Genomic DNA, 14,452 nt, shown 5'->3' with positions numbered 1-14,452 from the left:
TGAAACTAGATTACAACGGCCCGGCCGCCGGCACCAACCCATCCCTGCCCGGCATGATCACGACCCGGCATGGGCATCCAGCCCGAGGATCCGGCTCTCCTGCCGACGCCTCGCCCGGATGTCCCACCATACCGCGGCGCCCAGCAGCAGAAAGCCGCCGAGCTCGATCACGAACCAGTAGTGGACGAAAAGCGCGAAGGACACGACGGCCGCTCCGGTCGCGGCCGCCACGGCCGGCCACGGTCGCCCGTGAAAACGCGATCCCGGTGCCACGGCCGCCACCGTCAGCCATGCAAAGCCCGCGATCGCCCCCGACCAGAGGGTCCGGTCCAGGGTCAGCCCCATGCCCAGGGTTGCCAGCAGCGTCAACGCGACAACGGTGCCGTAGCACGTCAGCAGGGCCAGGCCGAGCCCGGCAACGCCCATGAACCCGCGCCGCCACAGCGAGGCGACCACGCGCCGGGGGTTCATGCGCTGCAGGAACTGCCGTGCCCGACTCGGCGCCACCGGGCCCCGCCGCATGGTTACCTCGATGGAGCGCGCGCCGAAGCTCGCGGCGATCTCCCGGGTCTGCGCGCTGGGACTGTGAGCGAAGTAGTCGATGCTGCGCACGATATGCACGTCCTCGAATCCGGCATCCCGGAACAGGGCCAGGAAGTCTTCTTCCACCGTCGCTCCGACCACGCACTCCACCCACAGCCGGGGGTCCGTGTGGCAGTCCACGCTCACCGGGCGGTCGATGACGACGTCGGCGATCTGCAGGCGCCCGTCCGGGCGCAGCACGCGGAACATCTCGGCGACTGCGCGGCGCTTGTCGGGAACCAGGTTGAGCACCCCGTTGCTGGTGATGCTGTCCACGGCGCCGTCGCGCAGGGGAAGCTGCTCCGCCGAGCCCAGCAGGACGTCGATGTTGCCGACACCGGCTTCGCGGACGGTTTCAGCAAGCTTGCGCGCCATCGCCGGCGTGATGTCCATGGCGATCACCCGCCCGCCGGGGCCGACCATGTCGCTGGCGATGAAGGAGTCGTTCCCGGCCCCGGCGCCGATATCAAGGGCCGTGTCGCCGACGCCGACGGCCTCGCCGTTGAACGGACAGCCCACGCCGGCGAACGACGCCACCAACTGCCACGGCACGGATTCGATGCGCTCGCGCGTGTACCCCAGTGTCTCGCACGCCGGACGTCCCACCGGGAAATGGAACGGCGACGACGGCGCCTCGGCCACGGTGGTGTACATCTCCTTGACCGCGGCGAAGATCTGCTCCCGTGAATAACCGAGGATAGCGACCATCCGAGCCTCCCCTTCCCCCTGGGGGGCATCCCCCGTTTCAGTACCGGTCGAGCATTGCCCGGATACGGCGCTGCAGTCGCTCCGGCGGCTCCTCCCGGGCCGTCTCGCGGACCTTCTGCCGCAACCGCCGCTCGAACTCCGCCCGGCTGAAGCACTCGCGGCATGTTTCCAGATGACGGTCGATCTCGGCGCTGACCTGGGTGTCCAGCTCCCGGTCCAGGTACGCGAAGAGCTGCCTGATGACCTCCTCGCAGGTGAGGGAATCGCTGCTCATGGGCGCTCTCCATCGGTGGAGGATCCGCCGTTGCGGGGATCCCGTGCGGCTGCGGGCCGGTTGCCGTACTCCCAGAGCCGCTTCTGCAGCAGCGCCCGGGCGCGGCTGAGCCGTGACCGCACGGTCCCGACCGGAATCTCCAGCAGGCCTGCTACCTCGTCATACGTATAGCCCTGGACCTCCACCAGCACAACGACGACCCGGAAAGGGTCGGGCAGCGAGTCCAGGGCGCGCTGCAGGTCATCGAGGACCAGGCGGTCGAGGAACTGGTCCTGGGGCGTTCCCCACCACAGCAGGAACGGCTGGTGCAGCTTGCGGTACAGGGAGAAATCCCGCTCGTCCGGAGACGCGGCGGAATCCGGGTCGTCGAATTCCGTCTCCCGGTCCTGGCGGCTGCGGCGGCGCCGCCACATGCTGATGAAGGTGTTGTTCAGGACGCGGAACAACCACCCTTCGAAGTGCTCCCAGCCACGGAGATCATCCAGCCGGGTCCATGCCCGCTCCACCGCCTCGGCAACCACATCCTCGGCATCATCCGGATTCCGGGTCAGTCGCAGCGCGGTGCCGTAGAGGCGGTCCATCAGGCGTATCACCTCCTGCTCGAAGAGGCGGCGGCGTTTCTCCCGGTCCGGGGACGTGCGCTCATTCGGCTCTGGTGGCTCCATCATTCCCCGCCCCCTGGTCGCGGGGCCATCACGCGACATCGCCGGACCCACCGGCCTTCGATGCCGTGGTCTCCCAAGGACGCATTGTGTGCCCGAAACGTTCCCGGACACAGCCCTGCGCGGCCACCGGGAACCATCCGCTGTTCCCCCGCGTCCCTGCGAGCACCCCGGGCAAGCGCCGGGCTGCCCGGCCAGATCACTGCACCCCGCCGGCCCCGAGGTGAAGCCATGCGCCCGGACACCGCTGATCATCGCTGCTCCGCCCGCGCCGGGCTCTGCCTGCGCACCGCCGCCGCGGCCCGGCGGCGGGTGCACGCCGCCCGCGTTGTCGCGCTGATCGCGGTCGTTGCCGCCACGGTGGCCCCGTTCAGCTCCGTGGCACCGCACTGGCTGGAAGCCGGGGCCGACAGTACCACCGTGCTCCTGCTTGCCTGCCTCGTCTACATGCTGCTGCTCACGGTGCCGTTCGTCCCGTCCGTGGAGCTCGGCGTGCTGATCATGGTTGTCTTCGGCGAAGCCGGCGCCCTGGGCGCCTACGCGGCGACATCCCTGGGGCTCAATCTCGCCTTCGGCATCGGCCGTCACCTGGACTGGCAGCCGTATGCAAGGCAGATACGGATTCCCGCCTCCCTCAAGGCCCGGATGGATCGCCTCGCCCGTTGCCTGCCGACCGGCCTCGTGCCGGCCGCCACGCTCGCCCTGCTCCTCAACCTGCCCGGCAACACCGCCGTGGGCGGCGGTGGCGGCATCGCCCTGGTGTACGGCGGCACGCGCCTGCTGACCTGGCCCCGGTTCGCGGTTACCGTCGCCTTGGCCACGGCGATCCTTCCGGGCCTGTTCGTGCTCGGCGCCATCGGCGTACAGCATCTGCCGGTGCCCGAGCCCATGGGACGCTGAGGCACCGGCACCTCCGGGCCCCTGTTCGGGACCGGGTGCATTGCCGCCCCGTTCCCTGTCGAACGGGAGCACGTCGCGCCTGCATACTACAGGGGCATTCTCGGCACCTCACCGGAGCAGACCATGACCCGAGACATCCACGTCGTCGAGCACCCCCTGGTCCAGCACAAGCTGACCCAGCTGCGCCAGAAGACCACCTCCACGGCCAAGTTCCGGAGCATCCTGCGGGAGACCGCGCTCCTGCTCTGCTATGAGGTCACGCGGGACCTGCCGCTGACCAACATCCCCATCGAGACGCCGCTGGAGCCCATGGAAGCACCGGCCCTCGACGGCAAGAAGCTGTGCTTCGTGTCCATTCTCCGGGCCGGCAGCGGCCTGCTCGACGGCGTCCTGGAGCTGGTGCCCTCCGCACGCGTCGGCCACATCGGCCTGTACCGGGATCCGGAGACCCTGGAGGCCGTCGAGTACTACTTCAAGGTGCCCTCCCGCCTGCACGAGCGGGAGGTGATCGTCGTCGACCCCATGCTGGCCACCGGTCACTCGGCGGCGGCCGCGGTGCACCGCCTCAAGCGCGAGGGTGCGTCGCGCATCCGCTTTCTCTGCCTGCTGGCCGCCCCCGAGGGGATCGAGGCGTTTCACCGGGAGCATCCCGACGTCGCCGTCTTTACGGCCGCTGTTGATCGCGGTCTCAATGACAAGGCGTACATCGTGCCGGGACTCGGCGATGCCGGCGACCGGATGTTCGGCACCAAATGACGGCCCGCCGCACGCGGGAATTGTTCAGCGTTAGGCCTGCGGGGCGCCGTGGTCGGCTTCGAACGTGCTCTGAATCGCGGTCTGGAGGTCCTCGAACTTTTTCAGCTGCGTCTCCAGGCGCTCGTTTTTCGCCTGCTCCTGGCGCAGCGACTGGTGCAGCTGATCCAGCTCCGCATCCTTGCGGGCCACCGCTTCCTCCGCTGACCCGGCTGTCTGCTCCTGCGCGGCCGGCATGAACGGCATGGTGTCGTCGCGGGTCAGCCGAATCAGGTTGCGCACGCGCTGGCGCAGACGGCGGTTCTCCTTCTCCAGGCTGCGGGCGTTGTTCTCGGTGTCCCGGTTGTTCTTCTTCAGCGCCTGGATCTCGCGGCTGTAGCTCTGCTTGATGACCTCGCGCGCCTGCTCCGCGCGCTCCAGCTTCGTCTCCAGGTCCGATATGGCCTTGCGCTGGTCGTCCATGAGGGCAGGAAACCGCTGGCTGGCCGCCTCCATCCGCGAAGAGGCGGAATCGACCACCTGGTGCATGCGGTTCATACGCTGCTGACGGCGCCGTGCATGGCGCACCTGCTGCGGGTTGGCCTCCTCGTAGCTGCTGGCGGTGGCCTGCAGATAGTCGTCGAGCACCTCCCGATCCCCCGCGTGGGCCTGCAGGGCCGCCTCGATCGCCTCGGTGGTGTCGGCATCGGCCCGGATGCCCCGCAATGTCTCGCGCAGCGTCGCGCTTGCGGCGCTCTCCCGCGCCGCGTGCCGATGCAGGCGCATCCACGCGTCACGGAACGGCGCCAGCTGCTGGATTTCGCGGCGCTGGCGCTCCACCGCCTGATCGCGCTCGAGAAGCTTGCGCCGCAGCGCATCAACGCCCATTTCCTGGCCATTGCCGGAACCCTGTGCGCTGTCGGCGCTCAGGCTCGGATGGAGGGTGCGGAACAGCTCGATGAGCGCCTTGGTCGACGCCATGCGCAGGTCCCAGATCTCCGCGTCCCGGTCCCGGGCCGCTTCCGTATGGGACTTCTCCTCCTGGAGGAACCGCCGCGCCAGCATCTGGGGCCCCGACTCCGTACCGGGCCCGCGTCTGGCCCGTGCATCGATGTCCGCCAGCCGCTGGCCCAGGAATCGCAGGTAGGCATCCCGCCTGCGTTCCAGGTGATGCTTCTCCGAGCGATATCCCTCGGCCTCCCGCGAGACCCGGCGGTACAGGCGCCAGACCACGGCGCCCAGAACCACCGCCACGATGGCGATCTCGGTAACCAGGATCAGGATCAGAATAAAGAGCGCGGATTCATCCATCAGAAGGCTCCCGCCGACGCGGCTTGCTGCTCGATCCGTTCCGCCGCTTCGGCGCCAGCACCTTCCACGGGAACGCCCCGCGTGCCCGGAAACGACAGGAGGAAGCCGAACCGGCGCGCCGCGGACACGCAACGCCCCGGAAGGTATCCCTGCCGGGCCGCGGAATGATTACACCATCCGTCCGGCCGGATGGTCAGTGACCAAGGTCACGGAATGGCCATTGACGAATGCAGCGCGTGGCCGGCACCAAGCCCTGTGTCGTGCCGCGTCGACGGGCACCGGTACCGGCAAATGGAGGGGTCGAACCAACGGGTTGATCCGAGGGTTCGAATCCCCCGGGTTCATGATCTTCCCTGAGCGGGGCCTGCGGCCCCGCTCAGGGAAGATGGCGGAGAGGGAGGGATTCGAACCCCCGGGCCCTTGCGGGCCAACGGTTTTCAAGACCGCCGCTTTCGACCGCTCAGCCACCTCTCCGCGGGGGAAGCGCCGCTTCCCGGCGGTATTGTCCTTGTTCGCCGCCGCCGGGGCAAACCTCTCACGGCACGGGGCCCGCCACCGGACCGTCGCTCTGCGGACCGTGCATGTGGCGCACGATCTCGCCCACCAGGCCGGGGCCCCGGTAGATCAGGCCGGTGTACAGCTGGACCAGGCTGGCGCCGGCATCAACCTTGCGCACCGCGTCCTGCCCCGAGGCGATGCCGCCGATGCCGATGATCGCCAGCCGTCCCTGGAGGTGCTCGCCAAGGGTGCGCACGATCTCCGTGGACCGCTCCATGAGCGGCCGGCCGCTGAGGCCGCCGGTTTCCTGCCCATGCACGCGGGCCGCCGTCGTCCCGGGCCGTTCCAGCGTCGTGTTGGTCGCCGCGACCCCGTCGACGCCGTGCCGGATCAGTGCATCCGCCGTGGCCAGGAGCTGCTCGTCCGACATGTCCGGGGCGATCTTGACCACCAGGGGCACGTAGCGCTCGTGGGCCGCGCTCAACCGCTGTTGCTCCGCCTTCAGGCCCGACAGCAGATCGTCCAGCAGGCTGCCGTGCTGGAGCTCGCGCAGGCCCGGGGTGTTGGGCGAGGAGACGTTGACCGTTATGTAGCTGGCATGGGGGTAGACCCGGCCCATGCAGGCGACGTAGTCATCCAGCGCCCGCTCCACCGGGGTATCGCGATTCTTGCCGATGTTGACCCCGACAACGCCGCGAAAGCGCGTCCTCTCCAGCTGCCGGGCCAGGTAGTCGACGCCCTTGTTGTTGAACCCGAGCCGGTTGATCAGGGCCTCGTCCTCGGGCAGGCGGAACAGGCGCGGCCGCGGGTTTCCCGATTGCGGGCGCGGCGTGACCGTGCCCACCTCGACGAACCCGAAGCCCAGGGAGGCCAGCGCCTCGACGGCGTCGCCGTTCTTGTCCAGCCCCGCGGCCAGGCCCACCGGGTTGGGGAAGCGCACGCCCATGACCCGGCGCTCCGTCCCCGGCGTATCACCGGCTACCAGCGCATTGGCGCCGATCAGACGGCCCGCGCGCAGGGCATGCAGGGCAACAGCGTGGGCGCGCTCGGCATCCAGCTTGAACAGGAGCCGGCGAAGCAATCGATAGGTCATGCGCACTCTCCGCTCAGGAACATCTCGACCGCTCGACCGGCGTTCTTTACACTGCATGCTGCAGTGCAACCAACGGATGCACGCCGGGGAGGCCGGTCGATATGCGGCGAGTGATTTTCAATCAGAAAGGTGGCGTGGGCAAATCCACGATTACGTGCAATCTCGCCGCGATCAGCGCCCACGAAGGCCTGCGGACGCTGGTGATCGACCTGGATTCCCAGGCCAACACGACCTACGACCTGCTCGGACGGGCCGAGGAGCCGGACTCCACCCTCGCCGACTTCTTCGATCAGGTACTGAGCTTCCGGCTGCACCAGCGGCCGCTGTCGGATTTCATCCACGCCTCCCCCTTCCCGCGCCTGCACGTCATGCCCGCCTCGCGGGCGCTGGAGGAGCTGCGCGGCAAGCTGGAATCCCGCTACAAGATCTACAAGCTTCGCGAGGCCCTGGATGAGCTGGCGGACGACTACGATGCCGTCTACATGGATACACCGCCGGCGCTGAACTTCTACACCCGCTCGGCCCTCATCGCCGCGGAACGCTGCCTGATCCCCTTCGACTGCGACGATTTCTCGCGCCATGCCCTCTACGACCTCCTCGACGCTCTCATGGAGATCCGCGAGGACCACAACCCGGAGCTCACCATCGAGGGGATCATCGTCAACCAGTACAACGCCCGCGCCAACGTGCTGCGCAAGGCCGTCGACGAGCTGGAGTCCGAGGGCCACTCGATTCTCCGCCCCTACATCACGGCCTCCGTCAAGGTGAAGGAGGCCCATGACCGCGCCACCCCGCTCATCCACCTCGCCCCGCGCCACAAGGTGACCGGTCAGTACCGGGAGCTTTTCTCGGCGCTGGACGGCTGATCGCCGGAATCACGGGACGTCCGCCCTCAAGACCCGTGAACTTCCGCCGATAGTGTGAACAGGAACACAGATGCGTCGTTTGCCCGTTCCCGTGGGGAGCGGACGGCCCTACGCTGTGAACGTTCGCCGCTCGCGTCTCCCGAGGTGGTCCGTGCGTCTTCTGCCAGCGCTCCTGATTCTCCTGATCGGTTCCGGAACGGCCGCCGCGCAATCCGGCGGCCCGGAAGTGCACATCCTTGTCGATGTATCGGGGAGCATGCAGCGCACGGACCCGGACAATCTGCGCCGGCCGGCCATCCGCCTGGCCGCCGACCTGCTCCCGGAGGCCGGTCGTGCGGGCATCTGGGCATTCGGCGGCGAAGTCCGCACCCTCACCGCCCCAGCGCCCGTGGACGATGACTGGCGCGCGGCAGCGCGGGCGAGCTCCGGCGACATCCATGCCTCGGATCAGTACACCGACATCGGCGCGGCCCTGGAAGCGGCCACCGCCGACTGGCTGGCGGACGATCACGGCAGCGAGCGCCCGCGGCACGTCATCCTGTTCACCGACGGCCGGGTCGACATCACCGGCGAGGGCGACGCCGAGGAAGACCGCCGCGAGCGCCGCCGGATCCTCGAGGAGCTGGCGCCGCAGCTGCGCGACCACGGGGTTCATGTCCACACCGTCGGCCTGTCCGAGGATATCGATCACGAGCTGATGCAGGCCCTGGCCCGGAACACCGGCGGCCACATGACGGCCACCCGCGACGCCGACGAGCTGGAGCGCGTCTTCCTGCGGCTGATCACCCAGGTCGCGCCGCGGGATTCCGTCCCGCTGGAGGGCAATCTCTTCCGGGTGGATGATTCCGTGTCCGAGCTGACGGTGGTCGCGTTCCGGGAAGCCGACGGCGAGCCCGTTCGCCTGCGCACCCCCGGCGGGACCATCCTGTCCCGGGAACGGGCGGAGGGCGGTGTCCGCTGGCGCAGTGAAGCGAACCACGACCTGATCACCGTGGACGCCCCCGCCTCCGGCGAGTGGGAGCTGCTGGGAGCGGAGGACCCCGACAACCGGGTCATGGTGGTGACCGACCTGCAGCTGGAGATGGACGCCCTTCCCGCCTACGCCATCGCCGGCGAGCCGATCGCGGTCCGGGCACGCCTGACAGAGAGCGGCGATCCCATTCGCCGGGACGAGTTCCTGGAGCTGACGCGGTTCACGCTGACCACCGACGACGGCGCCGAGCATTCGCTTCGGCGCGAACGCGGCGAGGCGAACTTCGCGACGTCCTTCACGCCCGCCGCGGGCGACCGCCAGCTGACGCTGCAGGTAACGGCCGACACCTTCGAGCGCATCACCCGGCACCGCATGGAGGTACTGGATACGCCGCTGGAGCTGGAGCGCTCCGCCCTGCCCGAGCAGCCGGAGCTCGACCGCCGCCTGCGATTCCGGCCCGCGTCCAGCGCAGTGGACCCCGGCGAGCTCGCCGTCGAGCTGACGGTGCAGACACAGGCGAGCGAACAGCTCCTGCGCTTTCCCGAGGCCGGCGCCGACGGCACCTGGGACGTCCTTCTGGACACTCTCGACCCGCACAAGGATTTCACGGTGCGCGCGACGGCCGTGGGGACCATGCCGGACGGGCGGGACTTCCGGGCCACCATCGCCCGATTCGAGCTCCCCGGGCTCGCCCGGGAGACGGCGTCCGGCGCGAGCCCCAGCTGGCTGCTCCTGGGGAGTATGCTGGTGGTGTTCAACCTGATCCTGTTCAGCGTCGTCGGCCTGGCCTTCTACCTGTTCCAGCAGCGCCGCACGACACCCCCGTCCCTCTCGAACGAAGAAGAAGAACAGCACACTGGCGACACGGAGACCCCATGAGCAACACCGAACTCCTCGTGGTCATTGTTCTCGTCGAGCTGGTGGTCATCATCGGCCTGGTGCTCCTCACCGTGCTGGTACTGGCCGGACGCCGCAAACGCCGGGAGAAGCGCGCCGCCCACAACGTCGCCGAGCGCGTGCGATCCGAGGAGTCCTCCCGCGACACGGAGTTGCGGGAGCTGCTGCACGAGCGCTTCGGCTACGAGGGCGACGAGCTCGAGCAGAAGGTGCACGAGCTGGTTCAGGCCGAGCGGCAATTCTATGCGCGTTTCCTGGATCTCTATCTCAACCGCGACCCGGAGGCGGCCGAGTGCGTCCAGGAGTACCTCCAGGACGTCATCCGCCCCTACACGGAGATCGAGGTTGCCACGCCCGCGCAGGACGCCGAGGGCGAAGGCGACGGCGATGCCGGTGCGACGCCGAGGGATGCGGTTCCGCCCACCGCGGAGGGGCGGGACATGTACGAGGAGATCCAGACCTACCGCCAGACCCTCAACCTGGTATTCGCCGAGTACACCGCCATGTTCGGGATCAACCAGGACCGCAACGAACAGCTGTCGGCACGCGAGATCCGCGAACGCATGGAGTCGGGCCAGCTGGCCGGGCCGGACAGCGACGGCGACTAGCGGCGCGGGGCGCGCACGGCCGGGTGCTCCGTGCATCACTCGCGGTCATGCACTATCATCGTCGGCCCCGGCGGACCACGCGAGGCGCCATGACCGAGCAAGCGCAAACAGCGCAGGCCATGCTGGAGCGCATCCTGCGTGACGAGCAGCCGCACAGCTACCTGGTGATCGGAGACCCCAGCCCGCTGGAAGCAACGCCGACCATCGACGGCGAAGGCCCGGTGGCACCGCGCCGGCTCGCCGTCACGGAGGCCGCCGGCGCCCTGCCCTCCCTGGGACGGCAGGATCTGGTGCTGCTCGCCGGCCTGGAGGAGCTGCCCCGGGCCGACGGCGAGGTCCTCCTGTCGCGCCTGCGGGACCTCTACGCGCGCCGGGTCGTTGCCCGCATCATCCCGGGGGATACCTGGCAGAACAACGACATGACCGCGTTCGGCTTCACCCGGCTGGCCGATCTCGGCGGCGACGACGGCCTGCTCTACGGCTTCGACGTGGGCACCTACAAGACCACGCCCGACTGGCTCAACCCCCGCTACTGGGCGAATCCCGAGCTCTGGGGCAAGTACCGCTGGTGAGGGCTAACTCAAGGGAAACGCTGAACCATTCCCGCGTGCCTCTGCGCTCCCCAGCGGCGTTGTGGCAAGGCGGCATTCGCCGTGAATGGCCGTCGCCCTTTACAAGAAGGCCAACGCAGACCACAACGCCGCTGGGGAGCGCCCTTCGGGGCCGAGCAGCACGGGCGAATGGTTCAGCGTTTCCCTTGGGAAATAACCGACCTGCCTTAATTTATACCGAATTATTCCTTCTCTGCATAAGCAATCCACTGATAGTGTCAGCGCCATTCGCTATGGTCCGCGACCCGCACGAGGCATAGATGTACAGGTACGACAGTTTCGACCAGACGCTCGTGGACGAGCGCGTTGCCCAGTTCCGCGACCAGACACGGCGCTACCTGGCCGGCGAGCTCACGGACGACGAATTCCGCCCGCTGCGGCTCATGAACGGGCTCTACATCCAGCGGCACGCGCCCATGCTCCGGGTGTCCATCCCCTACGGCCTGCTGAGCAGCGAGCAGATGCGCATGCTCGCGCACATCGCGCGCACCTACGACCGGGGCTACGGGCATTTCACCACGCGGCAGAATATCCAGTACAACTGGCCGGCGCTGGAGAGCGTCCCCGACATCCTGGCGGACCTGGCACGCGTCGAGATGCACGCCATCCAGACCAGCGGCAACTGCATCCGCAACATCACCTCGGACCACCTCGCGGGCGTGGCCGCGGACGAGCTCACGGATCCCCGCCCCTACTGCGAGCTGATCCGGCAGTGGGCGACGCTGCATCCGGAGTTCTCGTATCTGCCGCGCAAGTTCAAGATCGCCGTCAGCGCCTCGGAATCCGACCGCGCGGCCATCCGCGTCCACGACATCGGACTGCAGGTGGTCCATGACGATGACGGGCGCTTCGGCTTCCGCGTGTTCGTGGGCGGCGGCCTGGGGCGTACGCCCGTCGTCGGCGAGTGCATCCGCGAGTTCCTGCCGGAGGAGGACCTGCTGTCGTACCTGGAAGCCATCCTGCGCGTCTACAATCTCAACGGCCGGCGGGACAACATCCACAAGGCCCGGATCAAGATCCTGGTCCGCGCCATGGGCGCCGAGGCGTTCGGGCAGCGGGTCGAGGCGGAATGGCAGCATCTCCGGGGCGACCCCCGGCTGACGCTGGCCCCCGAGGACGTGGCCTACATGCAGGGCTTCTTCCAGGCGCCGCCGTACGACAGCACCGCCGACGGCCGCGCGCTGAAGGAGCACCTCGACGGCGACCCGGCGTTCACCCGCTGGTACCGGCACAACACGGTGGACCACCGGCAGCCGGGCTATCGGGCGGTGTTCCTTTCGCTGAAGGCACCCGCCGTGGCGCCGGGCGATCTCACGGACGCGCAGATGGACGCAGTGGCCGCTCTTGCCGAGCGCTACGGCTTCGGCGAGATCCGGGTGACCCATACGCAGAACCTGATCCTGCCGGATGTGCGCCAGGACGCGCTGCATGCGCTCTGGCAGGAGCTCCGGGAGCTGAACCTGGCGACCCCGAATGTCGGCACCATGACCGACATGATCTGCTGCCCGGGGCTGGATTTCTGCAGCCTGGCCAATGCCGGCTCCATCGACGTCGCCCGGGACATCAACGAGCGCTTCGACAACCTCGACGATCTCTATGATCTCGGCGACATCCGCCTGAACATGTCCGGCTGCATGAACGCCTGCGGCCATCATCACGTCGGCCACATCGGCATCCTGGGCGTGGACAAGAAGGGCGAGGAGTTCTACCAGATCACCGTGGGCGGCTCCTCGTCCAACGACGCCGGCATGGGCGAGCGCATCGGCCCGGCGGTGGCGAAGGACCGGGTCGCCGACACGCTGGAGTCGATTCTCCACACCTTCGTTGCGCACCGGGAGGGCGACGAGCCGCTCATCGACACCTACCGGCGCATCGGCGTGAAACCATTCAAGGAGGCGGCCTATGCGTAGGATGATTCGTCACGGCGGCATCATCGAGGATCACTGGCTGCACGTGGCCGATGACGATGCCCTGCCCGAGGGGGACGTGATCGTCACCGAGGCGCGCTGGCACGCCGAGCGGGAGACGCTGCTGGCCCGCGACGGGTGCATCGGCGTTCGGATCCACGGCGACACGGACCTGAGCGCACTGGCTCCGGATCTCGACTCCCTCGCGGTCATCGCACTGGAGTTCCCCGCATTCAAGGACGGGCGCTGCCTTTCCCAGGCACGCCTGCTGCGGGAGCGCTTCGGCTATTCAGGGGAGCTGCGCGCCGTCGGCGACGTGCTGCGGGACCAGCTCGCCTACATGGCCCGCGTCGGCATCGACGCCTTCGAGGTGCGCGCGGACCGCTCCCTGGAAGACGCGCTGCGGGCGTTCGAGGAATTCTCCGGCCATTACCAGCTCAATCCCGTCGGCCGGAGCCCGCGGGAGCTGCGCCGTGAGCGTGCCGCGCCGGCGCGGACCGCCGCGGCGTCCTGAGCGCGGCGGAGGCCTCCGCGTCCTGCCTCCGCCGGCAGCGGCGCTACAGGCCCTGATCGCCGAAGCGGTCGGAATGGGCGATGACCCAGTCGCGGATCTCCCGGGCCGGGAGTACCCAGCCCGTCTCAAGCATCATGGCATGCGCCATCTCGGGGTAGATCTGGTAGTCGGCGCGATAGGAGCGCGCCGTGCGCTTGGTCTCGCTGATGGAGAACAGCGCATCCCGCCCGGCCCCGAGGACCAGCATGGGCGGCAGGTGCATGCGCCAGCGGCGCGGCAGGTCCATGAAGGTCATGTCCATGAGCGCGCGCTGGGACTCGCTCTGCATGCGGGCGCCGTAGGCGTCCCGTATGTCCGCCGGCAGGTCGTCGGAGAAGATGGCGCGTCCGGCGTTCTCGGTATCCACCAGGTCCCGGGCGCCGCCCTGCACCATGGAGATCTGGGCGAACAGCAGCGGGTCCGCCGTCATCAGGCGCATGACGGAGCTGCTCAGCCCGCCCGGCGGCACCGAGGCCATGAGCACCGCGGCCGCCGCCGGGTACTGCTCCAGGTACTTCTGGACCACCATGCCGCCCATGGAGTGGCCCACCAGGATCGGCGGGCTCTCCAGCCCTTCCACGACCTGGCGAACGTCGGCCACGTAGTCGCGGATGCCGGACTGGTGGAGGCTTTCCTTGCCCTGGCTCCGGCCGTGCCCGCGCAGGCTCACGGCGTAGGCGTCGAAGCCCTGCTCCGCGAACCAGGGCAGGAAGTGCTCGTCCCAGCACCAGGCGCCCGCGTAGGCCCCGTGAATGAACAGCAGCGGAGGGACACGCCGTTCGCCGCCCGCGGCCGGCCTGCGGTGCACGACCTCGAGCTCCGGTTGGTCCACCGCAGCGAACGAGCCTAAGCCGAAAAACCCGAACATCATTTCCCTCCTTCCAGGGCCTGATCACACTCCCCGCGACCGCGGGCGCACACAGCCGCCTCCGGCCCGGCGAGGCTACACTTCACAGGAGCCTACCCGAAAGCTTGCGTGCATTCACGGACGTCGATCACAAACCTCCGCTTCCCGATGACCGACGGGCAATAGCGAGCCGCCCGCATCGCGACGCGACGATACCCCGGCGGCAAGCCGCGCCGCACCGCGGGTTCATCATCGACACAGGCAACCCGAACCGCGTACGCTTTCTCCTGGGTGTGTTCCGCCGATAGACCTGTCAATCCATCGGGCCGCCAGGGGAGATCGGCTGCACGGCGGCTGCCGGAGAGGCCGTTCAGCTTGACGGTCCGGGCCACGCCCGGACGGGGACGCCCCGCGGCTCATGGCACGCTGG

At 68.7% G+C, this 14,452-nt stretch carries 14 protein-coding genes and 1 tRNA gene; 8 read left to right on the top strand and 7 right to left on the bottom strand.

The window, feature by feature from the left end; genetic code table 11:
- Positions 1–57 precede the first annotated feature (57 nt).
- From QWY84_RS12515 to QWY84_RS12505, 3 genes are read right to left on the bottom strand one after another with little or no spacing between them, the layout of a single operon-like run.
- Positions 58–1,290, bottom strand: a complete 1,233-nt coding sequence (locus tag QWY84_RS12515; protein ID WP_290203044.1) for a MerC family mercury resistance protein — start codon at positions 1,288–1,290, stop codon at positions 58–60.
- Between the two features lie 37 nt (positions 1,291–1,327).
- Positions 1,328–1,564: an anti-sigma factor family protein gene (locus QWY84_RS12510; RefSeq protein ID WP_290203043.1), complete on the bottom strand. Its 237-nt coding sequence runs from the start codon at positions 1,562–1,564 to the stop codon at positions 1,328–1,330.
- On the bottom strand, positions 1,561–2,232 hold the full coding sequence (locus QWY84_RS12505) for an RNA polymerase sigma factor (protein WP_290203042.1): 672 nt from the start codon (positions 2,230–2,232) through the stop codon (positions 1,561–1,563). The genes QWY84_RS12510 and QWY84_RS12505 overlap by 4 nt, the downstream gene beginning before the upstream one ends.
- A 225-nt stretch (positions 2,233–2,457) precedes the next feature.
- Between QWY84_RS12505 and QWY84_RS12500 the strand changes: the two genes are divergently transcribed.
- Entirely contained in the window at positions 2,458–3,126 is a 669-nt protein-coding gene (locus QWY84_RS12500; RefSeq protein WP_290203041.1) for a hypothetical protein, read from the top strand.
- 123 nt (positions 3,127–3,249) lie between these two features.
- Positions 3,250–3,882, top strand: a complete 633-nt coding sequence (gene upp / locus QWY84_RS12495; RefSeq protein ID WP_290203040.1) for a uracil phosphoribosyltransferase — start codon at positions 3,250–3,252, stop codon at positions 3,880–3,882.
- Between the two features lie 30 nt (positions 3,883–3,912).
- Here the strand turns inward: upp and QWY84_RS12490 are convergent, their stop codons facing one another.
- The 3 genes from QWY84_RS12490 to QWY84_RS12480 form a co-directional block, all read right to left on the bottom strand.
- Positions 3,913–5,169 (bottom strand): coiled-coil domain-containing protein, encoded by a 1,257-nt coding sequence (locus QWY84_RS12490; protein WP_290203039.1) that lies wholly within the window; start codon positions 5,167–5,169, stop codon positions 3,913–3,915.
- Positions 5,170–5,555: 386 nt separating this feature from the next.
- Positions 5,556–5,643: transfer RNA gene (locus tag QWY84_RS12485), tRNA-Ser, on the bottom strand.
- Between the two features lie 61 nt (positions 5,644–5,704).
- Positions 5,705–6,760 carry a quinone-dependent dihydroorotate dehydrogenase gene (locus QWY84_RS12480; RefSeq protein WP_290203038.1) on the bottom strand — a complete coding sequence of 352 codons (1,056 nt, stop codon included), beginning with the start codon at positions 6,758–6,760 and terminating at the stop codon, positions 5,705–5,707.
- Between the two features lie 101 nt (positions 6,761–6,861).
- Here QWY84_RS12480 and QWY84_RS12475 point away from each other — a divergent pair, with 101 nt between their 5' ends.
- The 6 genes from QWY84_RS12475 (at position 6,862) to QWY84_RS12450 (ending at position 13,136) form a co-directional block, all read left to right on the top strand.
- On the top strand, positions 6,862–7,626 hold the full coding sequence (locus tag QWY84_RS12475) for a ParA family protein (RefSeq protein WP_290203037.1): 765 nt from the start codon (positions 6,862–6,864) through the stop codon (positions 7,624–7,626).
- 151 nt (positions 7,627–7,777) lie between these two features.
- Positions 7,778–9,478, top strand: coding sequence for a vWA domain-containing protein (locus QWY84_RS12470; protein WP_290203036.1), 1,701 nt, complete (start codon positions 7,778–7,780; stop codon positions 9,476–9,478).
- Positions 9,475–10,104, top strand: a complete 630-nt coding sequence (locus QWY84_RS12465) for a hypothetical protein (RefSeq protein WP_290203035.1) — start codon at positions 9,475–9,477, stop codon at positions 10,102–10,104. The genes QWY84_RS12470 and QWY84_RS12465 overlap by 4 nt, the downstream gene beginning before the upstream one ends.
- 89 nt (positions 10,105–10,193) lie before the next feature.
- Positions 10,194–10,676, top strand: coding sequence for a DUF6231 family protein (locus QWY84_RS12460; protein WP_290203034.1), 483 nt, complete (start codon positions 10,194–10,196; stop codon positions 10,674–10,676).
- A gap of 299 nt (positions 10,677–10,975) precedes the next feature.
- Positions 10,976–12,625, top strand: coding sequence for a nitrite/sulfite reductase (locus QWY84_RS12455; RefSeq protein ID WP_290203033.1), 1,650 nt, complete (start codon positions 10,976–10,978; stop codon positions 12,623–12,625).
- Positions 12,618–13,136 (top strand): DUF934 domain-containing protein, encoded by a 519-nt coding sequence (locus tag QWY84_RS12450; protein ID WP_290203032.1) that lies wholly within the window; start codon positions 12,618–12,620, stop codon positions 13,134–13,136. The genes QWY84_RS12455 and QWY84_RS12450 overlap by 8 nt, the downstream gene beginning before the upstream one ends.
- Positions 13,137–13,179: 43 nt before the next feature.
- Here the strand turns inward: QWY84_RS12450 and QWY84_RS12445 are convergent, their stop codons facing one another.
- Positions 13,180–14,046: an alpha/beta hydrolase gene (locus QWY84_RS12445; protein WP_290203031.1), complete on the bottom strand. Its 867-nt coding sequence runs from the start codon at positions 14,044–14,046 to the stop codon at positions 13,180–13,182.
- Positions 14,047–14,452 lie beyond the last annotated feature (406 nt).

Source organism: Aquisalimonas lutea (assembly GCF_030409225.1).
GTDB lineage: Bacteria > Pseudomonadota > Gammaproteobacteria > Nitrococcales > Aquisalimonadaceae > Aquisalimonas > Aquisalimonas lutea.
The sequence above is the reverse complement of the archived record's forward strand: the minus strand, read 5'-3'. Positions and strand labels throughout refer to the sequence as shown.